We start from the raw sequence: 23,913 nt of genomic DNA on the forward strand, positions 1-23,913 counted from the left end.
AATTTGCGAGTTCCCCGATCTCATCAACCGATTTTAGAAAACTCATCTCAATGTTCTTTTTCTATGAAGGGATACGTTTTAATATGCCCTATTGTTTTTCATTCTTTGAAAGCTGCTCTTTATTTCTAAATCGCTACATGTTCATTTTCTTCCCCCGATCCATAAAGATGGTTAAAAATGCGGTCACAAACATGATGATTGCGAGCATGCGTAATAAGTCATTAAAGCTCGATGTCAGAGCCTGAAAATGAATATCACGATAGATCACACTGAGCGCGATTTGCTGTGCATTTGAGCCAACTTCCTGATATTGCGCCGTGAGTTGATCGAGTCTTTCTGTGAAAATCCAGTTTTGCGGTGTCATCGACTGATTAATCTGCGTGACATGTAGCGCAGTGAGCCAATCTAATGATGAGTTAATCAGTGCCAGTCCAACCGCACCGCCGATATTGCGCATCAGGTTATAAATACCGCTGGCATCGGCAACTTTACTGAGTGGCAAAGTGCTCATGGCTAAATGTGAAACCACAATTAGGCAGATCATGAGGCCAATACCGCGGTAAATTTGCGGCCAAAACATAAAGTCATAATCGCTATGAATGCTGAGGTGCGAATTGAGCCAAACACCAAAGCCAGCCAAAATCATTCCGACAAATACGGTTTTTCGAGTATCGAAGTTAGGAATAAGCCATGCAAGAAACGGCGCAAAGCAGAACATCACAATGCCTGTCACCATCATGACGTGACCAATTTGGCTACTGTTCATTTCACGGACTTGCCCAAGAAACACGGGAATCATGTAACCCAAGCCATAGAGCGCCATGCCGATCACAAACGTTGTGATGGCACTTAAGGTAAAGTTTTTATTTTTAAATACGGATAAATCGAGCAAAGGTTTAGGCTGGGTAAAACTTCGAGAGAAGAAGATCATGCCGCCCACAACGCAGATCATGAAAGCAATACGAACGCCTGTGTCTGCAAGCCAGTCATGCCTTGCGCCTTCATCAAGGAAATATTCAAGCCCACCCAAAAACATCGCCATACCCATCAGGCTAAACCAGTCCATACTTTTGATGAGTGAATAGTTCGCACGGTCGATATTTGGACCTGAGTAGATGACGGTCGCAATAATAATCCCTGGGATAATATTGATCAGGAACATCCAGTGCCATGAGAAGTTATTAGTGAGCCAGCCGCCAATGGTTGGGCCAATGGCCGGCCCCAAAGTACTGATCATTCCAAACATCACCAAAGGCAATGAGCGTTTTGCTTCAGGGAAAAGTAAGTACAATGCGGTCATGGAGGTCGGAATCATTCCACCGCCCATAAAACCTTGAATGCCACGAAAAACCAATAAACTTTCTAAGTTCCATGCCAAGGCACAAAGTAAAGAACTGACCGTAAAACCAATTGCACAGATGGTGTAATACACCCGTGTTGAAAGTACCCGTGAGACAATACTCGACATTGGAATTGCAATAATCTCGGCAATTAAATAAACCGTTTGCACCCAAGTAACTTCGTAACGACTTGCACTCATTCCAGCCTGAACTTCGTTTAAAGAACTCGCCACAATCTGAATATCAAGAATCGCCATGAAGTTGCCAAAAATCATGGCAGCAAAAATTGCCCATGCCGTCTTTGCGGGAAACATCCACTCGGCTTCAACGTGCTTAATCATTTCTTATTACCTAAAATTTTATTATTAAGTTCTTAGGTCAACGGTGGCACTCACCGACATTCCAGGTTTTATCAAATCAATATGCGGGCTTGAATCTATGGCAATACGCACAGGAATGCGTTGTACAACTTTGTTAAAGTTACCAGTGGCATTGTCTGGTGGCATGAGTGAAAAAGTTGCGCCAGAAGCTGGTGAAAAACTCTCAATTTTTCCGCTATAGGTCAGGCTTGGGTAAGCATCAAGTTTGAGTTCAACTTTCTGACCAATATGCATTTTTTCAATTTGGGTTTCTTTGAAGTTCGCTTGTACATACAAACTATTTTCAGGAATGATCGCCATTAAGCGCGTTTGCGGAGAAACACGTGAGCCTTTCTGGATTGCAAGACTACCGATTTTGCCGTCTACTGGACTGACCACTTTTGAGGAAGCCAGATCGACCTGATAAAGATTTAAGTTTGCATTGGCACTTTGAATATCTGCTAAAAGCTGCGCTCGACTAGCCTGTAAGCTCCCCAACTGAGCTTCTGCTGCATTGACGGCGGCTTGTGCCTTGCTGAGTTGCGCTTGGGCTGTTAAATATTGAGACTGAATACCCTCAAAGTTTTGACGGGTAATCACCCCATCTTTTAATAAATCTTGATAACGTTCAAAATCTTTTCTTAAACGAGTTAAATCAGCTTGCGCTGCCACTACACCACTCTTTGCTTCCGTAATTGAAGACCGAGCAGACTTTTCATTTTGTTGTTGTACGCCAAGCGCTGCTTCTTTTAAGCTGACCACAGAACGGGCCTGATCATAGCGAGCTTGGTAATCGCGATGATCTAATACCGCTAAAGTTTCCCCTTTTTTTACCACCTGATTATCATTAATTAATAACTCAATCACTTCACCTGAAATCTTTGGCATGACCCAAGTAACATCTGCCTGAACATAAGCATTATCAGTAGATTGATAAAATCGGTATATAAAAAAATAATATATAATGCCTGCGACTAAAAATAACAGCAGGACACTAAAAACACCCCAAGTTATCTTTTTTCGACTTTGGAAATTAGTGTCAGTTTCTAGCTGAGCTACGTTATCCATATTCATTCCGTTTATTTGTAATATTCGATTTTTTATTTACACCAATAAACTATTAGCGTCTTTTTTACGTAACTTTTCACTTGGTTTATTCAATGAATCGTGACAGCGTAAAATTTGGTGCAAATTATGGTTCTTAAATCGATTAAATATCATTGACCGTTTTGACATATATTTTTTCTATTTACGCCAATAGACTGCATGCTATAAAAAATATGTTTAAAAATTATGTAATTTTATATTTTCTAAAAAATTTAATTATAAAAACTTTCTTTAAAAATTAATTTAAACAAATGAATTCAATAATTTATAAATATAATTATTTATATGGAAGTGATTAATTGGTAGAAAAATTTATTGCATTAATATTAAAAATTAGCGTTTACTTTGTATAACTTATGTTGATTTAATTAGAGCAATATGTAATTTAAATAAATTCTTCGAGAATTTTTATAATATTTATAGAAGCATAAAATATAAAAATTCTGGTTTATCAATCATAGTAAAGCACAGCTTATTAAAGATGTATTTATGATTAATAATATTAAATAAAATAATATAAAAATTTTCCGACCAAATCCAACTTATTTTTAAGAAACCAAACATCATTAAAAACAAGATTAATCTAAAAAAAGAGTTACTTTTAACTCTTTTTTATTTAGAAAATAGAGAATTATCAGTTTATTTTTTACTTATTTAAAACCTTAAATATTTCTTCTAAAGTTCCTCCAATCGCAAGTATTTCACCATCATGATGAGGTAAACCATCAATTTCTAATCCAACGGGTAGTTTCGATTTCGCTCCCTTTCCAATGGGTAAACTCAGCCCTGGTAATCCGATATTACTGCCGGGGTCTGTATTTCGAATGAGTGTTTGAAAATTTTCAATTGAGTTGGCTTGTTCATTTGCGAGTGGTGCAACAATCGGTGATGTCGGAAGTAATAAAGCATGTAAGTTATGCGCTTTAAATGTGTTTTGGTAGAGTTCAAGCAATTGGGGATGAGCTTCACTGATGGCTTTTTGATAGAAAGGTAAAACAGGAACAAGTTGCCCCGTCTGATCTTGAATTAATTGGGGAAGAATATTCTGTTTAAAAATTGCCTGTACATCTGGGCTTGAGATTTGATCAATTACATCTTCTAAAGACAGATTTACATGATGATCTTTCAAATATTGGATAAGGTCATATTTGCCTTCATAGACAACCACTGGAAATGAAATAGCGTGATTAAGTTGTTCTAAATTCGGCATATCGACAGGAATAATTTCGACTCCCGCATCTTTTAAAATCTCAAGCGCAATATGAGCCTGCTCACGAACATCTTCATCTAAATGATTCCAAAAATATGGGTTGATACCGAGCCTAATTTGATGAGGCTGTAATGGTTTTTTCTTTGACTCTTGAGTAATAAGCTCATCAATTAAAATAATGTCAGATACTGTGTGTGCAATAGGGCCAGCAGTATCCCGCGTATGTGAAATTGGGGTAATACTGTTTTGTGAGTATCTTCCTACCGTTGGACGAAAGCCAACACAACCATTTAATGCACTTGGCAAACGAATCGAAGCGCCTGTATCTGTACCAATCGCAATCGGAACCATTCCAGCGGCAACAGCCACAGCACTACCTGAAGAAGACCCACCAGCAATGTGCAATGGATTTACGGCATTTCGTGTACCCACGACACCTTCAATGTGCATGGCAGTATTATAACCTGTTACCCCAAAAGCCAATTCGTGCATATTAGTTTTACCAACAATGATCGCGCCGTGGTCAATCAGCTTTTGAATAATCGGTGCGGAGCTTTTAGGCTTAAAATCAGCTAAAGCTGGTGTGCCTGCACTATTTGAGAAACCAACAACATGAATATTATCTTTAACCGCAATTAAAATGCCCATTAAAGCTCGACATGGTTTTCCACTAAGTAGATATTCATCCCAATATTGAGCTTGTTGAATTGCTGAAGCTTTATCTGTGCTAATAAAAGCATTTAAAGACTGTTGTTTTTCAATAGTGTCGAAGTAATGATGCACGAGTTCTTCACAAGACACTTTTTTTTCATGAATCATTTGAATGATGACATCTACTGAAGCATTTGATAAACCCTGTGACTCAATCCAATCATTTTTTTCAACTGCATTTGACATGGTGACTTAAAATCCATTTAAGTTGTGATCTTAAGAACTTAGTACAAATTGCTTGATAATTCGTATCCTCAAAATTGAGGATTGCTTTGCTTTAATGTTGAATGAGTAAAGCCATTTCAGTGCGATTATTGCAGCCTATTTTTCTCATAGAATTATTCAGATGGGTTCTTAATGTGGTAAAACCAATTCCCAGTAAACTTGCCACTTCTTTATCACTTAAACCTTTAGAGACCAAATGAACCACTTCTTGTTCACGTGGAGTCAGACCATATTGTGTTGATAGATCTAGTGGTAAGGCTTGGGTAAAATAAGGTTCAAGCAGATTTAAGATTCTTTTTTCACGCTCACCAAACATTTCAGCATCTTGTGCACGCCAAATGCGTAAATCACCAATATCTATACCATTTCGAACAAAATAAATATTTATACCGTGATACAAACCATAGGTTTTTAAAAACTCATTGTAATAGCCTGTTTTTTTCAGGTCTGCCAAAGGCATGACCTCATTTACAAATGTCGGTTTCTGGAGTTTATGAAGCTGTGCAGTAATAGGGTCATTAAATTGCCAAATACACTCATAGTCCTCCATCGCTTTTGGGTCGATTTTCCATATCACACCTTTTGTCGATAAGTTATGCGTTGAATCCCAAATATAAGACGCGGCAAAATCAGCCCGCAACAACATGGCAATATCTGCAATGATATTTTCACGTAAATTATATTGCCCTTTCCCTGAGCCAAGTTTCCATAATATTTCAGAAAACAATGTAAACTCAGACGGGCTGAAATCCTTTTCTAAAAGTACGGTCATCGTTTACCTATTTAACGAAATACATCGAATTTTGAGAAAAATGGAGCTTATGCTCTTCTATAACACACCTATAGAAAATTTAAAGAGTTTGTACAATAACGAATTTAAAAATATAGAAATAAAATCAATTGATGAAGAAACAAAAGTACTTTTAATAAAATATGTAGATATAAAAAAGCACCCTTTGGTGCTTTTAAGACTCTTTTTCTTATCAATAAGTTTGAGGATTTAGAAGTTTAACTTTTGCTAATTTTATTTCTTACAAACAAAATGAGCTAGGTCACTTTTACTTGATCCTTCTACCAAATCAAACCACTTAGTAGGATTAATTTTTATAGCTTTTATTGATCCCTCGCCAGTTCCAATTTCACGCATTTTCATAGTCTTACAGTTTGTCTCCAATCGAGTATAATCTGTAGTTTCTACACCAATGCGTTTGTGAAGTGTAATAATAATATCGCCTTGTTTTTTCTTCTCAATTAAATAATATTTTCCTTTATCGCCTTGAACGCTTCTTGGAATAAGGGTGTCAGCATTTGTAAAATTAGAAACTATCAAACCCAACACTGTAGTAAAAATAATCTTTTTCATAAATTAACTCATTATTAATAATTAGCTGTTTCAATCTGCCATAACAATCAATAAAACAAATACCATCCAAATAAAGCTTATCCACCGAGCTGTACTGGAATAGCCAGATCTTAAAGTAAACCATGCAAAGATGTACGGCATCCAAAAGATTCCAAAACCGAGCAGAAATGAAACACTTCTGTTTGGTGGCATTTGAGAAGTCGAAGTATCAATAAATGGTTGCTGTTGGTAGCTATTTAATTGAGGTGGTACTTTTTTCTTATGGGAACTAAAACTACTATATGACAAGCCTGTTCTAGGAATCCCGACAGTAGTTCGTGTTCCTTTCTTACTAAGATTTACACGAGCGCCCTTGCCACCGATAGAAACGCTAGAGATTCCTTTTTTGCCAACATTGAGCCGTACACCAGGTGCGATTTTAAAACTCTTTCTAAAGTTAAAACCCATAGCCAAACCTATCTAGTACAAATTTTCTTGGAACCACTTATTGAGCCATCCCTACAGACGAATTTACTACCATCACAGTGACTAACCCCGCCTTTACTACCTGAACAGGGTTGGCGGCCTCTACCAGCTTCTGTAATGCTGACAGAACTTAAAGTTAATAAAATTATTAATGTAATCTGTTTCATTATTTTTCACCGTTTGTTATAAATTAACCCACTGTAACAAACTGATTACTAATTGTCACATAAAAATATTAATGTAATCTTCATGAAGTATCAGTTAAGTTAATACTTGCATCAGCTAAATTAGATTAGATTTATGAGTTATTCTTAAAGGCTTAAATTAATGGCTATAGAAACCACTTATTTTGGATTAACAAATATTGATCTTTCTTTTTGGTCAATGATTGGCACTTGGTTAGCCTCTATTGGAACTTTAGCGGCAGTAATTACTTCACTATATTTAGCTCGTAAGAATGAAAAAGTAAATTTGTTAGTTACTTCCAACTTAATTTTTTTGTTTAGCGCTAATCATGGATATAATGATGATGACCATTATATCCATATTGAAATTACAAATAATGGAAATCGACCAGTAACTATTCAAAGTGTAAGCTGGCGCATGGATAAGAAAAAAGCTTTTGTAGTTCCTATAAATCCTAACCTTATTAACACTCCTCTTCCTAAAATGCTTAATTATGGTGAAGTAGCTAGATGGGCAATTGAAGTAAATGCAGTCAAAAACATATGGGCACCAGATTTAATAAATCAAGGTATAAAAAGGAAAGCTATCAATAAGTGGAAAATAATTATAGCTCTTACCACTGGCGAAAGGATTTTAGTTAAACCTGATAAAAGAATTATTGAACTGATACAGAATTGTTTACCCAACTAAGAAACCATCCTATATTTTAGGTAACTTTCCTAAAATTGAAATCGGATTTAAATGTATAAATGAAGAATAAATTTAGTAATAAGGGAACAGCTTAACTTTTTGGACCGCAATTGTTTCACGGGAAGTTAAAGAGATTACCAGAACCAAAAATGAAACCCACTCATTGAGTGGGCTTTTTATTACTAACCGTTTTGCCTGAGGTGGTCTTGGAACTCTTGGTCGTGTATTTTGTCGTAATTAACAGGGTCGTAAACGCATCCAGTTAAAACAACAATTACAGTAAGTACAGCAACCAACTTTTTCATTGAGACAGCTTTCCTTTTAACGCAAAAGATTTGCTTTAAGTATACTCCTCGGTAGACATCTTGATTGAACATAATTAAGCCAAACAATTGTTATTTTTAAATTATTGCTGTGCTTTAGCATATGAATTGATTTTTTAACAAAATCAATTCAAGGAAGTTATACAAATCTTAAGCCTCAGTCGCTAAATACCAATTTTTCCAAGAACTGGTTCCTCTGGTTTCAAGAGGCACAGTTGGAATGAGTTTTTCTTTTAATATTTCAGTTTGTTCAAGGGCTTTAGCAAGCCTTGCTTTGACTGAATGAATGCATTCACGGTCACCAAATTCGCAGCGATCTAAAGTTGTACCACCACAAGGCCCGTTGGCTAAACCTTTTGGACACGTTTCAGGGCAAATATATAAAGTATCGCTTAGACGACATTGACCACAGCTTTCACAGCCCACTAGGCTGTGTTTACTTAGTACTTCTGTTTTAAGTAGTACTTTGGCGACCAAAGCATTTTCCCAAAAAGATGCTTTGAAAATAAACCGTCCTACACCTTTGGCAATTTTTGATTCAAACATTGCTTCATGCATGACATGTAGCTGGCGATATTTAATTAATTGCCTAGATGTGGGCTGACGCGAAAATCGAGCAATTTCAGGTGAAAACTCTTTACCTGACGTGACTTGCCAAAGTGAATTCCAAAGCTCTTCTAAAACTTTAAGCTCCAAATGGCGATATTGCTTGACGTAGCTTTCAAGCAACATTTGCTCTTCTGGCTTATGGCAAGCAGATAAGTGAATTCCTGCAAACCCTAAATGTTTACATATCAAAATCTGTAAAGCACAGCGTAAATAAACGCGGTCTGTATTCCCTGCCTGTTTTTCATCTGCCAAAACTTTTAACATGTGTGGGGTAATTACAATACCCGCGACTTTATGCTTCACCATAAAATTGGCACGGCCCAAAGTCAGTGGCATCACACAAGCCAGTATTTGCTGTGGATAATGATGCTTTGTTAAAAATGATTTGGCTTGCTTTAAGGCTTCAATGTCATAGCCCAATTGGGTAATGATAAAGTCAGCACCTGCTTTAATTTTCTTATGTAGTTTTAAGTACTGTGCATCACGCTCAGCTTCGACATATTTAAATGGGTTAAAAGCAACCCCAATACGGAAACCACCATGCTGCTTGGCAGCCATTACGGCGTTTACTGACTCTAAGTAACGACTACGAGGCTGTCCATCTCGACCATTATAGTGTTCTTTGAGTTTATCGCCTGTAAGCAATAACAAGTTTTGAATATTGGCTGCTTGAGCTTGTTCTAAAAAGTGCTCAAAGTCTTGTATGTCTCGGGCCTTACCTGAAAAGTGTAAGACTTTATCGATTGAGTCAGGGTAACTTTTGCTGGCTTCAAGCGGCGCGATATCATGATCTGAATGTACGCGATCTGCCAATGTCATTGCAGCTGGATACCCTGCAAACTCATGTTTCACAGGATAAATTTCATGCAGTGAAGTGAGATATTCTACCAACACAAAAAACTGATTTTGTTGGAAACAGGGAGAAACGTGTGACATAGGCAAAGTGCTGATCAAAACATGACATCAATCATAAGCGCGGCATTATAAATCAAAGTGCATCAATATGCGCTAGTCAGAAAGCTCATTGTTTTGCTTATCTTCACCCTCTTTATTTCTGGGTAATTCGAGTGAGCGAGGAAATATAAAATCGAAAGAATCGAGTGCATAGCGATAAAGCTGAGCTGGTCGTTTCCCTACAATTTTACTGTGGTTGGTTTCTTCAACTGCGCCAACTTCTATCATACGGCGTCTAAATGCTTTTTTTTCTAAGGATTGCCCAAGAATAATTTCATAAATGGTTTGTAGCTCAGTCAGCGTAAATAATTCAGGCATCAGACTGGCTGGTAATGCGGTATAGCGGGTTTTATTGGTTAAACGCTCTAATGCCAAAGTCAGTAATTCGTTATGATCAAAAGCTAATGCTAAATCTTGTGCTTTTGCTACTGGCACCCATTCACTGTATTCAGCCAACGCTTGGTGTTGATAAGCATTAAAATCAATTAAAGCAAAATACAAAATCGTCACGGCCCAACCACGCGGGTCACGTTTAGCATTGCCGACAGAGGCAACTTGTTCCAAGTAAGGCGAAGAAATCCCAGTTTTTTCGACTAGCTTACGATATGCCGTGGCCATTAAGTCTTGATCATACTTTAAATCGGCAAAACCGCCGGGTAAAGCCCATTCGCCTTTGGCTGGAAAGTTGGGGCGCTTAATGAGTAATACCTGCAACTGACCATTAAAAACCGAGAAAATAGCCATATCGACCGTGAGTAAAGGTGCGTCATAATCTCGGCGATCATAACTGGCAAGGAATTCTTGTTCAGTTTGAATAGTCACGTTCAGCCTCTCAATAAAAATGATGAGCCGATACACACGCAACGGCTCATCTAAACTCAGTTATGCGATGGATAAACGCTCACGAATTTGATCCAAAGTACACTCATATTGAAGTTTACCATTTTCAAAGACGGTTTTTAGTGCTCCGCCTTGTTCTTGTTCGGCTGTTTGCTCATCAAACAAGGTAAAACCATTTTCACTTTCTTCGATGCGTAAAAGACCTTTCGCAGATTTTTTTACGCCTGAGTCAGTAATCGGGTCTTTAAACAGCTCTCGGCCTACTCCATTTACCTGTCCCCAAGTTGCTTTCACAGCAAACCCAAAGGTATCGCGAGTTAAGTAGTTATAGGTAAAGCTGCCGATCCCAAACACCAAGTTATTTGAAGCAAAGCCTTTGGCTTCCAGCCCTTCCAAAATACGCTGTGCGCGATCTAGGGTAATTGAGTCACCGTAAATTAAACCAACACGTTCATTAAGCACTTTATAGCCTTGCTCAGTTGTAGTACCACCAAACACTCCCCATAAACATTCAACTGCGCCTTTATAAGCTGGGCTGCCGACTTCGGCGTCTGGGTCACCACAAATAATTTTAACAGGGTCACCAGAGTCTGGACGGAAAACCAATTTAGCCAAGCCTAAAGCATTAGGTTCTCTTGCCAAAATTTCAGGCTTTAACGCCACGGTAAACTCGGTAATCACTCGCCAAAAGTCCCAAGTATCAGACACGACACTGACAACACCAGACGGATAAAGCTCGCAGATTAAACGCTTAAATGTGTCTAACTCACTGTTTTCTGTCCCCATACACATCACACTGTGTTCAGTTGCAGGTACAGATACTCCAATCACACCTGTTGCATTGTAATATTCTTCGGCGTAGTCGATTGAAGCAACCGAGTCTGTTCCAATAAAACTGGTTAAGTGGCCTACTCCTGATTGTGCCGCATCATAAATTCCACTCATGCCACGGCTACTAAAATCGTGTCCTTGCACAGGTACAAAATCTAGTGGTGCACCAGTTTTTACAGCATATTGCGTTAATAAGCGTTTGTACTCGTAGGCAATTGTGGCAGTAGTACAGCTTTTCCAAAGCTCAGCACTTAACACCGTTTCAATATAGTTAGTTAGCCAAAAGAAACGCGGATCGGTATTAATTACAGTAAGCACGGGTACACGCATATTGACGCGGCTACCTTCTGGCAATGCTTTAATGCGTAATGGTAAATAGCCCAAGTCGTGTAATGCTTCAATGTGATCAACCGGTACAGCACCTTCACCTAGTGAACTATCCATACGGCGTTTATATGCAGCCACCACTTTATCTTTAGGTTGCTTGAAAAAGCCTTCATTCCACGTATCGATTAAAAAGTGTTTAATAAAACCCTGAAGCCCAAAGAATACAACTTTATCGTCGAAGTCAGGCAACATTTTAGCGAGTCGAGATGAACGCGGCGTAAAGTTTGCGTACACGTATTCTGTACCTGCTGGATACTGACGTCTGTGATCAGCTTTATAAAAATCGATAGCGTTTAATGGATTAAGTTTAATAGTCATCTTTATTCTCTTTATTTTGCTGCAAAAGCAATTACTGAAATTTTGTCTGATGGTTGTTGTGGAAAGCTGTCCGAGGTAAATAGCTGGTCAAGCAGTCCATCAAAAACCTCTATTCCTTTACTGAAAATACCGTGGGTCACATATAGAACGACCTTATGGCAATTGAGGCGACGGAGTTCTTTGGCAATACCAATAAAGGTTGCACCGCCGTCACAAATATCATCGGTAATGACCGCTGTTAATCCTGATAAATCAGTCGCATGTACATGTGTACCTAAAATTTTGCCAGTTACAGGGTCACGTTTTTTATCGCACTGAACAATAGTAATGGGTTGTTTACGTTCGCTATTAAAAGCATCTGCAACCATTTGTGTGCGTGCTTTTGCGCCTTTGTCTGGACAAATCAGTACTGTTTTTTCATCTTTTAACAGTGTGCTTAGCGCTTCACTCTTTGCGATGATGTCAACTGAACTGATGTTTACAACTTCCTTAAAAGAAGTATTGGCAGCGAGTAAGGCTATCGTTACTTCACTATGGCAATCCCAAACAGTTACCTTGCCTTGTTTTCCCGCTTTTTTGTCGGCATTGATGTTAAGTAGTTTCGTCATCACATCAAGCGAGAACGCTTGGCCTACTGCACAAATACGATCCTGTCGTGCGTATGGAAAATACGGAATTTCTAAGTCAACGGTTAAACCCTGATTCAGCAATATATTTTCAAGTAACAAATAGTCCATCACATCGTGACTTGAGGTCATTTTGGCACGGACCAATACGTTGCCAGATAGTGAACTTAACGTTGTCTCATCAATTTGAACATGACGCTCGCCACCAGAAAACTGCGTGAATTTCACTGGAATTTCATTTCTTGCCGCATCTAAAAGCTGGATAGCCATATCATCCTCTTTTTGTCTGATGACCTTCGATGAATATATAGTGGCATAAAGCCACTATATATTTCAAGTCTATTTTTCAAACTTTTTTCAAAGCCACTTGAGACATAAAATTTGGGGTTTTAGAGCATTTAGAGATTCAATTTTTAAGAGATATTATTCTTCAATTAATTGAAATAAAAAGTTAATTTACAAAAAGCATGACTAGTAAAACTATTATTAAAAGTAGCGGATACAACTTTGCCCGCCATAAATCCGGCAGTTTTGAAATAAATTTTTCTGAAAAATATAGCCCGATCCATGTTCCAGCAACCAAGAATAAAGCAGCTTCAAACCAGATTAGACCGATAAATCCACTAGGTACCCATGTAGATTGCCAAAGTGATAACACACAATAGGTTAGCGTTGCAGTTATAGACAAAGGCAGCGTGAGAATGTTTGCAATAGCCGCAGCCTCTGCCATAGAACTACCCCGCCGCCGTAATAAAGGAACTGTCATTACGCTTCCTCCAACACCTAAAAATGCTGCAACCCAGCCGATAACTCCGCCTTTAATAAGTTCGCTGTTCTGCCCATAGTGTTGCTTTTGCCTTGATGTCACCATAAATCCTGGTCGGTGATAACAATCAATAATCGTTATGAACACATAGCCCATAAATATCCAGCGAAGCCAGCTGCCATTAAACAATGAGGCCATTACTGCACCGACAATTCCACCAAGTGCAATACCAGCCCATAAAAAGCGGATCTTTTGCCAATCTATATGTCCAGACCGATAGTGCCGAAAGGTTACAAAACTTGCCGAGCACAGCATGACAAAGGCTGATGTGGCTACAGCAATTTGCATGGCATGTATGCCGACACTGCTTTCATTGCCCCACTTTTGAATAATGACTGTATAAAGCAAAGGCACAGCAACAAATCCGCCACCAAAACCAAATAACAAAGTGGTTATGCCTGAAAGTAGACCAAATAAAAATAGCTCATATAGCATCGTTATCTTCCTCATATTTATAGAGGCATGATATAAAATAGCCTTATGGCAAACTAACGTAGAAAAGCCATCTTTTTATTTTTTTCAGCCAAAAATATATGCGTAATATTCCAATTAACGATGTAGACCATCTACCGCAAGCGGTTCTAGCGTTAGGGTCAGATTATCCTGCTGATACCTTGTTAGATACACATAGCCATCGCCGCGCTCAGTTCTTATATGCACCCGAAGGTCTCATGAAAGTTGAAACTGAAGATGGACAATGGCTCGTGTTGCCGTACAGCGGTGTATGGATACCCGCAGGTAAACCACATCGGGTATGGTTATCTAAAGTCAGTACTTATAGTTTGTATATAGAAGCGAGCCATGCGCCAAGACAGGCAACATATTGCGAGGTTATAAAAGTCTCGCCTTTGCTACATCAACTGCTCATTCAGGCAAATCAGCTACCTGTTGACTACCAACGTGCAGGCCGTGACGGCGCTGTTATCGATTTATTGTTATATGAGTTAGAAGCTGCACCAGCCCTACCTCTGTTTATTCCTCTGCCTCACAACACATTGTTATCTAAACAGTGTGCTGAGTTTATGGAGCATCCTGATATTCATAGCAGCCCTAAAGATTGGGCACATGACCACAATAAAAGCGAGCGGACTTTTCATCGTTGGTTTAAGTCAGAAACGGGTATGTCCTTTCAAGCTTGGCGTAATCGAGTCTGCATCATCTACGCTTTAAATGCCTTAAAAGAAAATATCTCAATTACACAAATTGCCTTTAGTTTGGGCTATGAACACTCGGCAGCTTTTACCGCAATGTTCAGTAAAATTATGGGTTATCCACCTACCCATTTTCAAAAAAGATTTCATACGCATGATAAAGCACTATAAAGATTTACTCATGTGAATGGTGTCATACGTATCAATCCATTCTCGTTTAATAACGTCAAAGCCTTGAAGCCGCCAAAACTCTTCAGCCGCAGGTAAAAATGGATGGGTATGCAAATACAAAGTAGTAATTTCATTCTTCTGTGCATGGCTAAACAACATTTTACATAGCATGGTTGCGATGCCATTGCGGCGGTATTCAGGCAATACAAACAACTTAACCACTTCCACTGTCTTAGATGGCAAATTTAAATCAAAACGATGGTCATACGCCCGATATGCAATAGTGCCAATAATACGGTTTTTATCTTTTACCGTAATAAAGCAACCTAGTGGATCATTAACATAATATTGCCCAAAATTTTTTAAATCTTTGGGGACTTGCCCATGATAGATTTCTGGAAATAATAAATGTCTTGTATAAAGTGCAAACTCTACCGCAGATGCATAGTCTGATTTGTCTGCTAGATGATAGTGAAAAGTCATATTTATAGCCAAGAATGATCAGGGATAACAATGGTTTTGTCTTGAATCATGGCTTCATGGAACTCAACATCATAGACACTTTTTAAAAACTTCGGATCGGTTATTCGTGTTTTTGACTCAGGCTTAACCACCTCATGTTGGCGCATAAAAAACAAATGATCGGCAAATAAAAAAGCCAAATTGGGATCATGCATAATCGCAATCACCGTAAAATTTTGCCGCGACAACTGACGCAATTTTTTCATTAAATAAGACTGGTAATAAACATCGAGATGGTTGGTTGGCTCATCAAGCAAAATGACTTTCGGTGCTTGTACTAAAATGCGGGCAATCATAACCAATTGCCGTTCACCTCCCGATAATTCGGTATAAGGACGGTCACGTAAATGCTCGATGTCTAAATCAAGCAAAGCTTGGTCTACACGTTCCCAGTCTGATTTTGAAGGTCTGTATCTGCTAAAAGCAGCACGCCCCGTAATCACTACATCTTTAACCAAAAATGGAAATACGGTTTTATGAAACTGCGGTAAAAAGCCGAGTAAGGCTGCCCGATCTTTGCCTTTAAAGTCCGATAGTGGTTTTCCAGAGTAACGAATCAAGCCATCTTTTACAGGTTCTAGGCCCGCCATCAATTTAAAAAGTGTCGATTTTCCGCAACCATTACGCCCTAAAATCACTGAAAACTGATTTTCAGGAAACTCCAGATGAATATTTTTAAGGACCTGTTTGTGCCCATAGGCATAATTTAACTGATCAATTTGAATCATGCCCAATGAGTCCTCTGTGTTTTCATTAATAATAAGAAAAATGGTGCACCAAGTAACATGGTAAAAATGCCAATCGGTATTTCAAACGTCAGTAAAACCCGAGAAAAGTTATCAATCAACAGGAGAAAACTGCCGCCCAAAATCATATTGGCAGGAATACTGTAACGGTGATCTGGCCCAACCAACATTCTCACAATATGCGGCATAAACAGCCCATATAGACTAATAATGCCAGCAGCAGCCACAGAAGTTGACGTACATACAGTCACCAGCGCAATTAAAAGAAGCTGTTCCCAGCGTGGGTTAACACCAACCGCCTGTGCTTCTTCAGCACCAAGTGCCATTAAGTTTAAGCGCCAACGCATCGCAAATAATCCGGCAAGGCCAATACAAATCGGTAGCACGGCGTATTGAACTTTTTGCCAAGACGCCTGATGTAAGTTGCCCATCGTCCATTGCACAATGGCTTGCAGTTTAAAAGGATCACTTAAGTACTGAATAACTGTAAGCCCCGCCAAAAATAGCCCCGAAACAATCATGCCCGATAAAATTACCATCACTAAAGATGTCTGGCTTTCGTGTTTTTGATGCGCAAATAAATACGTTAAGCCAACAGCACAAACGCCAAAAATAAAGGCGGATAGATTTGGTGAAAGCCAACTTAAAGAAAGTGCCAAAGCTGCACCGAACGCCGCACCAGATGAAATACCGAGTACATACGAGTCAACTAAAGGATTACGAAACAATGCCTGTAAACCATTTCCCGCAGTTGCTAACGCAGCCCCCACCATAAAAGTCAGTAAAATTCTAGGTAATCTGACATTGACCAAAATGTTTTGCATCAGTCCAAATTGCTCAGCATCAAAATATGGCGTACCAAACACCGCTTGCACCCCCCACAGCACATAGTCCCATGCACTCAAGGTCTGCGTTGGCCCTATGAGCAATGAGATAAAAATCATCATGAACGGTAATGGGTAAAACCAATAATATTTGAGCTTTTCCATATTCATTGCACCAACGCTTTGGCAAGCTGCTCACCATACAACTTAGTTAAAATACGCTGTTGTAAAGCACTTACAGGTAAATCAGACTGTTCAGGATAAATACTATGATTCAAATAAATCGCCGTAATAATGATTTTGATGGTATGAGGGTTATATATAAATGCAGGACTCAAATTAAATACCTTACGGTTTTGTACGGCACTTAAGCCTTGTAATTCTTTTCGTTCATAAATCAGTTTTGGGTTTGTATTCCAAAGCACAATATTATCGGGGTTCCATTCAATTAGGGTCTCAGGGTTTACATTGGGCTGGTTAGCATCGGTCTGAACAATGTTGTAAGCACCAGCGAGTTCAATAAAATCATTGGTAATCGACTGACGTCCCGAGGTAGAAAAAATACGCCCTCCTGACCACGCATAGTAAATCGATTGTTTATTTGGCTGACGTGCAGTTTTGGCTGCGACCTCTGCCACAATTTCATCTGAGAAATTTAGAATTTCCTGAGCACGCTTTTGGGCACCGCTCAAAACGGCAATTTCTGATAACTCTTCTTTTACTTGCTGGTAAGTACCTGACTCCATGACATATACAGCAATGCCAAACTGCCGCAACAGGTCAATCGTTTGGGTTTGCCCGCTCCCCAAAATCACCAGATCAGGTTTTAACAACACAAGACTTTCAATATTGGTTGCATTTGCCCCTTGTGAAGGCGCCGCAAGCTGTTTATTGGCAATACGTTGATCTATTTTTGAATAAGCATTGAATAATAAAGGTTGAATGTAGACCTCAGCTGGTATACCAATCACTTTATGGCCTTGCCCTAACATATATAAACCATCTAAACCCGACTCAAACAAAGAAACAATTCTTTGGGCAGGTTTGGCTACACAGACTTTTGTATTTGTACTATCAAAAACACATATCGAATGGGCTGTTAACTTTTCTTTAGTTTTTCTACTTTGTTCAGATGAAGAGCATCCACATAGAATGAGTAAAGTCAGTATTGAAACCAATGACTTCATTACATCATCCAATGCACAAATACAGTGCATAATAAAAAGACGTACTTATTTGGTGCATTTTTCATGTGAAAAACACACCATAAGTGCTCAAAAGTGTTTGAATCATAAGTAATGAAGCTATCAAATCAAGTATTGGGCTGAAGATAACAACGATTAAGCAATAAAAATGCCAGAATTACAAAATAAACTTAATAATCATGCAATTGTAATCTGTATTTTAAAGTCAGAAGATAGATCATTATTTCGAAATCTTAGAATTCACACATTACCCACCCAAATAAAAAAATCACTTTTCAATATTTATAATTAATCATAAATTTTTAAATTTAATATTTTAGACAACAGTGAGACTTTAGACATAAAAATTCTAAAAAACAAAATATATTACACAAAAATATAATTAAATTTATTTTAAAATATTTTTAATTATTAATAATAACTATATTAAAAACAAGACACTAAATAATTAAGTTTTTCTAAAAAATTACAAGATTTAAAATTAATTTTTTCATTATTAATATTAAATATAAACCTTTAATAAAAACTATTTTATATGCTAGATTAGGTTAAGAATTACCCAAACAAAGGTAAATTCATACATTACAAATAATCAAATATAAAAACATTAAACATGACAAGGATTTAAAATTATGAAGAGAAATTATTATATTTTAGGCACTCTCTTGTTTAGCATGAGTTTAGCAACTCATGCTGACTCGCTACGAATGAGTGCTACGGAGTTCGCAAAAGATCCAGCCAAAGTAAGCGCATTACAAAAGGGTTTGGAAAAAATGCGGGCAAATAATAATGCTCCCCCCTTATCACCCGAGTTTCGTACAAGCTTTAATTACTGGGCCAATACGCATGGCTATTTTGGCACAGGTACACATGCAACAGACAAAGATTATTATGTTAATCAATACCGTATGCCCCAGTGTTTACAGGTATATAGTAAAGCAGTATGTGACAGTTACTATAAACATATTCAAAATTCACCAGTCCCAAATGATGGCTTTACCGATGAAGTTTGGGGTACATGCCAACATGGCAATCTAAATTTCTTACCGTGGCACCGTATGATGCTTTATTTTTATGAGCGAACGGTACGTAAATATGTTGGGCAAGATTACTCTCTTCCTTATTGGGATTATTACCAAGAAAAATCTGCTAATGGTAAAGGCTTAGCACTCCCTCAATTGGTCCGGGGTAAACAGGCTGGGACTTTATATGATCAGTACCGTACACCGGGTTTAAATACAAATATCAGCGCCATCGATCCAGACAATGCCAGCGCTGCTCAAGCATTTAAATGGGATAACTTCACAGACTTCTCTAACCAATTACAGTCTCAACCCCATGGTGTAATGCACTGTGCAGTCGGTAAAAACTGTGTACTACCGGATATGGGATTTGTACCAATTGCAGGCTTAGACCCCGTATTTTATATGCACCATGCAAATATCGACCGTTTGTGGCAATGTTGGTTAAATAAAAAAGCAAATGGGCAACCCATTACGCTTGAATGGGCCAAGAAAAATTTAGGTATGCCAGATAGTTGGTATGACACCCGATATACTTTTGCAGATGAAAACGGCAACAAAGTCACCATGACCATTGCTGATGTATTCACCCCCGGTAAAATTCCAGTGCGATATACCAATGAAAATGCTTGTAAAGTTGAAGCTACTGTCATGAGCAGTAAAGGTGCTGAAAAAGCAAATCTATTTAAAATGAATCATAAACCAGTTAGCAGTAATAAAAGCATTAAGCTTATGGGTGTAACTCAAAAAGTAGCTTTAGCCCCTCAAACTGCAAGTTTCCTAGAGAACTCAAGTCAACTTACTCAAACAAAGCTCTCATCAGGACAAACCTATTTAATATTAGATAATGTCCAAATGATTGGTAATCCAAATCTAACCTATAAGATTTATCTATCTCCAAAAAATAAATCTGACCAAAAAATTTATGTTGCCACAATTAACTACTTCGGTGTGTTAGATCATGACCACGGCGGACACCCAGGTCATATTGGCCAATTGGTCTATCAAGTCAGTGATCAAGTTAAGCAATTAGGCATGGCTGCTGAAGACTTAGAAGTTCAGTTTGTTGCTACTGATTTAACACTTGATCAAGTGAAAGAAAAAGTAAGCTCTCAAGGCTTGAGTATTTCTCAGGTTCGCTTAGAAACGTCAAAATAATAATTAAGGGAGAGGCCTGATTTTTTCAGGCCTATATTCATTATGAAAATAGCTCATTTAATATTATGCACGCCTCTAACTTTAGCAAGTTGGTGTGTATCAGCAAATGATTCTTCTGAACGTATATTAGAAGACCCTCCCGATATGACAGTTGCTCGCAATCATGTCGCATTACTTGCTGCACCAAATCCGACAGTTTCATCAACAAATACGCCGCAAATGCAATCCTCAAATGAAGCATTATTTACATGGGAAGTTAAAAAAACGAGGAACAGACTATGGAACCCAGCAACAAATCGTTATGACGAAGTTGTGTTACGTAGTTATCAAGGTACAAATACTCAGCCCAATACGCCTTATATTGCTCCGACGATTGAAGTATTTCCCGGAGAAACCGTACGAGCAAACTTAGATAATCAACTTGATATAGACCCGATTACTCACAAAAAACTTCCTAAAGACCCAAGTTGTACTAGCGATCATTTTGAGGTGAATAAACCTCATTGTTTTGATGGCACCAACATGCACACTCACGGTTTATGGATTAATCCAGCAGGAAATAGTGATAACGTTTTAGTTTCAATTAATCCGGGTGTTAATTTCCAATATGAATACAACATCCCGCCCGATCATCCAGCTGGAACGTTTTGGTATCATCCACATCGACATGGTTCAACCGCAATTCAAGTTGCAAGTGGTATGGCAGGTGCTTTAATCATTCGTGGATATCGTCAGCCTACCCCAAACAAGACAGGTGATTTAGATTTACTTACTTATGGTTTTAAAGAAAGAACGCTAGTTTTTCAGCAAATCCAATATGCTTGCTATGATGCTAACGGAAAAATCGAAACCGATAAAAATGGCAACTATATTTGCCAAAACAATCAAATGGGTGAAATTAGGGATTATCAGGGTTTTGGTCCGGGCGATTGGGGGAAATCAGGACGATATACAAGCATTAATGGTGAAGTACAACCTTTTATTACTCAAACGGTTGCAGGACAAGTTGAGCGTTGGCGAATGGTACATGCAGGTGTCCGCGACAGTATCAACTTAAGCGTTCGTCAAATGCAGAATGTTCCTTCCAAACTCGATTTGACCCCAATGGGTGAAAAGAAATTATTAAGTGAGAGCTGTACAGGGCCTATTGTGAACCAACACCTGATTGCAGCCGATGGTCTAACCTTTAAACAGGTTATGGATAAAACAGTTACCGTTTTTCAACCGGGTTACCGTTATGATGCATTAATGCAATTCCCACAAGAAGGCCATTATTGTTTAATTGATGAAGCGGCGTCAGCTTCGGCTAACGTGGACCGTACGTTTTCGCAAAGACGCTTATTGGGCATCATTCAAGTCAATAAAGCCACTTCAGCACCTCAGTCATTAACAACGGCGTTAAGCAATAATGCAGCACGCAATATTGCCCCAGATATGCGTCCTGCTGTGCTTCAAGATTTACAACAAAATTTGAAATTCAGCTACTTTATTCCTCATCAGGACTTACCAGCTACACCGTATAAACAATTTTTAGAATTTAATATTGATACAAATGCTGATCCAGTTCAGTTTCAGGTAAATGGAAAACCTTATCAACCCGATCGAATTGACCGTACGCTCGAGTTAGGCAAAACCGATGAATGGATACTCACCTCTAAATTAGCCAGCCACCCTTTTCATATTCATGTAAACCCATTTCAAGTCGTGGCAGTGTATGACCCTAACGGTAAAGATGTCAGTGATATAAACGCCATGGATGACTATGACAAAACAGCTGCCCCTGACCCACAATATCGCGGCCTAAAAGGGACATGGAAAGATACTATCTGGGTTAAAAACGTACAAGGAGCCAGTTATAAAGTCATTGTTAGAACCAAGTACGAACGCTACATCGGTGACTTTGTATTGCACTGCCATATTTTAGATCATGAAGATCAAGGCATGATGCAAAATATTAGAATTAGTCTTCCTGATGGAAATGGTGGCGTTTCTCAAGGCCATCATTAATTTGGGACTGTAATACAATTTTATTCTAATAAAACCGCTTATCCTAAAATAAGCGGTTTTTAAAATATTAATTCTGATATTTGCATATCATCCGTTCTTGTAGAGAGACACACTATATATATCAAGATTATTTTAAATAATAAGTTATGTAATTATTAAATATGTCATGTAAATAAGATCTTAAAGCGTAATTAAAAAATATATAGTTTACCAAGTAATAAAAACCATTTAATTATCAAACCAAACAATATGCCTAAGCGCTACTCAAATAATTTAATACTGGTTACAGCTCAATCAGCATCAAGATAAATAAGTCGTTATAATCCGCCCAACACCTGACAAACATTCTCTTCTGATGCAGATCCAATCATCCTTCTGGCGTAGTCTTTACCGTTTAATTCATATTTATGCTGGTATTTTTATTGCGCCATTTATCTTGTTCGCAGCAATCACTGGTTTACTCTATGCAATTACGCCTAAAATAGAGCAAGCGATTTATAAAGATGTTCTATTTGTTGAGCCACTGAAGCAACCGCCACATAAGCTGAGCCAGCAAATTGAAGCCGCAAAGCAAGTAATGCCTAAGTCTGCACAGGTGATTGAAGTTAGACCAGCCCCAAGTGCTGACCAAACAACTCGTGTAATTTTCTCTGATCCTCTACATGATTTTACGAGTGAAGCCGTTTTTATTGATCCTTTTACGCTTCAAGCCAAAGGCCATCTAGCGGTTTATGGTACCAGTGGGGTTCTGCCGTTTCGAACTACACTCGACCAGCTACATAGCAATTTATTACTAGGAAAATGGGGTCGCTTTTATAGTGAACTGGCAGCAAGCTGGTTAGCCATTTTGACTTTAACTGGACTATATAATTGGTGGAAACGTCGTAAAAATCTTAAAATTAGGCAAACACAAAAAAATAAATTACTGAAATGGCATAGCACGTTGGGTTTAGCGTTATTCCCTCTCTTATTAATAATCGCCATTACGGGTCTTACATGGTCCGAGTGGGCTGGAGATAATATTCGGGTTGCTCGTCAATGGCTTAATTGGCAAACCCCGACATTGGCAACTTCTCTTCAAGAAGATAATTTACCTACAGTGATGCACCATGAACATCACGAAATGCCGCACAGTGAAAACGTTAACTTAAATATTATTTCAAGTGAATACGATAGCGCTCTTTCAATAGCCAGAGCACATGGCATTGATGCGGCACAAATACAAATCAAGCCACCAACCAGTGGAAATCAAGCTTGGACGATAGCCGAGATTCAACGTAAATGGCCAACTCAAGCAGACAGTATCGCAATCGATATGGAACAACATAAAGTCATCGATCAACTTGCTTTTAAAGATTATTCACTGGTGGCAAAGCTCACTCGTTGGGGAGTTGATGCGCATATTGGTGTTTTATTTGGTTGGATAAATCAATTGGTACTGGCGCTTTATGCTTTCATACTGTGCATTATGATTGTTTATACATATAGGGCTGCGTTTAAAAACTCGAATTTTAAACTCATGACGAGTCACTTTGTTGGTCAAAGCTTATTGATTTGGAACCGTGCAACTGGCTCACAAAAAATAGGATTAATATTGGTGGGTCTCGTGTTAGGGCTAAGCTTACCTGTTTTTGGTTTCAGTATTTTATTTACGCTATTTATCTTTGCTATGCGTAAATACATTCCATCTAAATCATAACACTCACATTGGTATTAAATCTTTGAGCTGTGCACACT

Annotated in this window: 20 protein-coding genes and 1 pseudogene; 5 read left to right on the forward strand and 16 right to left on the reverse strand. The window is 38.3% G+C overall.

Going from position 1 to position 23,913, the window contains the following annotated elements:
* Positions 1-133 precede the first annotated feature (133 nt).
* The 7 genes and pseudogenes from ACT53H_RS08595 to ACT53H_RS08625 all read right to left on the reverse strand — a co-directional run bounded on the left by ACT53H_RS08595 (position 134) and on the right by ACT53H_RS08625 (position 6,947).
* Complete coding sequence (locus ACT53H_RS08595) at positions 134-1,681, reverse strand: DHA2 family efflux MFS transporter permease subunit (RefSeq protein ID WP_476009053.1); 1,548 nt, start codon at positions 1,679-1,681, stop codon at positions 134-136.
* Positions 1,682-1,705: 24 nt separating this feature from the next.
* Entirely contained in the window at positions 1,706-2,767 is a 1,062-nt protein-coding gene (locus tag ACT53H_RS08600; RefSeq protein WP_476009054.1) for an HlyD family secretion protein, read from the reverse strand.
* A 685-nt stretch (positions 2,768-3,452) separates the two neighbouring features.
* Positions 3,453-4,913, reverse strand: coding sequence for an indoleacetamide hydrolase (gene iaaH, locus ACT53H_RS08605; protein WP_476009055.1), 1,461 nt, complete (start codon positions 4,911-4,913; stop codon positions 3,453-3,455).
* Positions 4,914-5,004: 91 nt separating this feature from the next.
* Complete coding sequence (locus ACT53H_RS08610; RefSeq protein ID WP_476009056.1) at positions 5,005-5,724, reverse strand: response regulator transcription factor; 720 nt, start codon at positions 5,722-5,724, stop codon at positions 5,005-5,007.
* Between the two features lie 252 nt (positions 5,725-5,976).
* Positions 5,977-6,315, reverse strand: a complete 339-nt coding sequence (locus ACT53H_RS08615) for a hypothetical protein (protein ID WP_476009057.1) — start codon at positions 6,313-6,315, stop codon at positions 5,977-5,979.
* 243 nt (positions 6,316-6,558) lie between these two features.
* A pseudogene (locus ACT53H_RS08620) lies at positions 6,559-6,762 on the reverse strand (DUF4236 domain-containing protein); the annotation flags it as partial.
* A gap of 8 nt (positions 6,763-6,770) precedes the next feature.
* The gene (locus ACT53H_RS08625; protein WP_476009058.1) at positions 6,771-6,947 is read right to left on the reverse strand and encodes a YdcA family protein; all 177 of its coding nucleotides are present in this window, start codon (positions 6,945-6,947) and stop codon (positions 6,771-6,773) included.
* A gap of 160 nt (positions 6,948-7,107) precedes the next feature.
* On the opposite strand from ACT53H_RS08625, the gene ACT53H_RS08630 reads away from it, so the two are divergent.
* Complete coding sequence (locus tag ACT53H_RS08630; protein WP_062848484.1) at positions 7,108-7,656, forward strand: hypothetical protein; 549 nt, start codon at positions 7,108-7,110, stop codon at positions 7,654-7,656.
* Between the two features lie 473 nt (positions 7,657-8,129).
* Here ACT53H_RS08630 and ACT53H_RS08635 read toward each other — a convergent pair whose 3' ends face one another.
* From ACT53H_RS08635 to ACT53H_RS08655, 5 genes are all read right to left on the reverse strand, one after another.
* Complete coding sequence (locus tag ACT53H_RS08635; RefSeq protein WP_476009059.1) at positions 8,130-9,524, reverse strand: methylenetetrahydrofolate reductase C-terminal domain-containing protein; 1,395 nt, start codon at positions 9,522-9,524, stop codon at positions 8,130-8,132.
* 72 nt (positions 9,525-9,596) lie between these two features.
* A complete protein-coding gene (gene ntrR, locus ACT53H_RS08640) occupies positions 9,597-10,364 on the reverse strand; it encodes an ADPR responsive transcriptional repressor NtrR (RefSeq protein ID WP_476009060.1) in 768 nt (255 codons plus the stop codon).
* A 60-nt stretch (positions 10,365-10,424) separates the two neighbouring features.
* Complete coding sequence (locus tag ACT53H_RS08645) at positions 10,425-11,918, reverse strand: nicotinate phosphoribosyltransferase (protein ID WP_476009061.1); 1,494 nt, start codon at positions 11,916-11,918, stop codon at positions 10,425-10,427.
* An 11-nt stretch (positions 11,919-11,929) separates the two neighbouring features.
* Positions 11,930-12,814 (reverse strand): phosphoribosyltransferase family protein, encoded by an 885-nt coding sequence (locus tag ACT53H_RS08650; protein WP_476009062.1) that lies wholly within the window; start codon positions 12,812-12,814, stop codon positions 11,930-11,932.
* Positions 12,815-12,995: 181 nt separating this feature from the next.
* Complete coding sequence (locus ACT53H_RS08655; protein ID WP_476009063.1) at positions 12,996-13,805, reverse strand: sulfite exporter TauE/SafE family protein; 810 nt, start codon at positions 13,803-13,805, stop codon at positions 12,996-12,998.
* Between the two features lie 98 nt (positions 13,806-13,903).
* Here ACT53H_RS08655 and ACT53H_RS08660 point away from each other — a divergent pair, with 98 nt between their 5' ends.
* Positions 13,904-14,692: an AraC family transcriptional regulator gene (locus tag ACT53H_RS08660; protein ID WP_476009064.1), complete on the forward strand. Its 789-nt coding sequence runs from the start codon at positions 13,904-13,906 to the stop codon at positions 14,690-14,692.
* On the opposite strand, the gene ACT53H_RS08665 is transcribed toward ACT53H_RS08660, so the two are convergent.
* The 4 genes from ACT53H_RS08665 to ACT53H_RS08680 are packed head-to-tail and all read right to left on the reverse strand — an operon-like array spanning position 14,687 to position 17,971.
* A complete protein-coding gene (locus ACT53H_RS08665) occupies positions 14,687-15,175 on the reverse strand; it encodes a GNAT family N-acetyltransferase (RefSeq protein WP_049836720.1) in 489 nt (162 codons plus the stop codon). The genes ACT53H_RS08660 and ACT53H_RS08665 overlap by 6 nt on opposite strands.
* Before the next feature lie 2 nt (positions 15,176-15,177).
* On the reverse strand, positions 15,178-15,942 hold the full coding sequence (locus tag ACT53H_RS08670) for an ABC transporter ATP-binding protein (RefSeq protein WP_000614440.1): 765 nt from the start codon (positions 15,940-15,942) through the stop codon (positions 15,178-15,180).
* On the reverse strand, positions 15,939-16,949 hold the full coding sequence (locus ACT53H_RS08675) for a FecCD family ABC transporter permease (RefSeq protein WP_476009065.1): 1,011 nt from the start codon (positions 16,947-16,949) through the stop codon (positions 15,939-15,941). The genes ACT53H_RS08670 and ACT53H_RS08675 overlap by 4 nt, the downstream gene beginning before the upstream one ends.
* Before the next feature lie 2 nt (positions 16,950-16,951).
* Positions 16,952-17,971 (reverse strand): ABC transporter substrate-binding protein, encoded by a 1,020-nt coding sequence (locus ACT53H_RS08680; RefSeq protein WP_476009066.1) that lies wholly within the window; start codon positions 17,969-17,971, stop codon positions 16,952-16,954.
* Positions 17,972-18,621: 650 nt separating this feature from the next.
* Between ACT53H_RS08680 and ACT53H_RS08685 the strand changes: the two genes are divergently transcribed.
* The 3 genes from ACT53H_RS08685 (at position 18,622) to ACT53H_RS08695 (ending at position 23,875) form a co-directional block, all read left to right on the forward strand.
* Complete coding sequence (locus tag ACT53H_RS08685; protein WP_476009067.1) at positions 18,622-20,169, forward strand: tyrosinase family protein; 1,548 nt, start codon at positions 18,622-18,624, stop codon at positions 20,167-20,169.
* A 42-nt stretch (positions 20,170-20,211) separates the two neighbouring features.
* Complete coding sequence (locus ACT53H_RS08690; protein ID WP_476009068.1) at positions 20,212-22,176, forward strand: multicopper oxidase family protein; 1,965 nt, start codon at positions 20,212-20,214, stop codon at positions 22,174-22,176.
* A gap of 355 nt (positions 22,177-22,531) precedes the next feature.
* Positions 22,532-23,875 carry a PepSY-associated TM helix domain-containing protein gene (locus ACT53H_RS08695; protein ID WP_476009069.1) on the forward strand — a complete coding sequence of 448 codons (1,344 nt, stop codon included), beginning with the start codon at positions 22,532-22,534 and terminating at the stop codon, positions 23,873-23,875.
* The last annotated feature ends 38 nt before the right edge of the window (positions 23,876-23,913 follow it).

The organism is Acinetobacter sp. DMC2 (assembly GCF_056314305.1).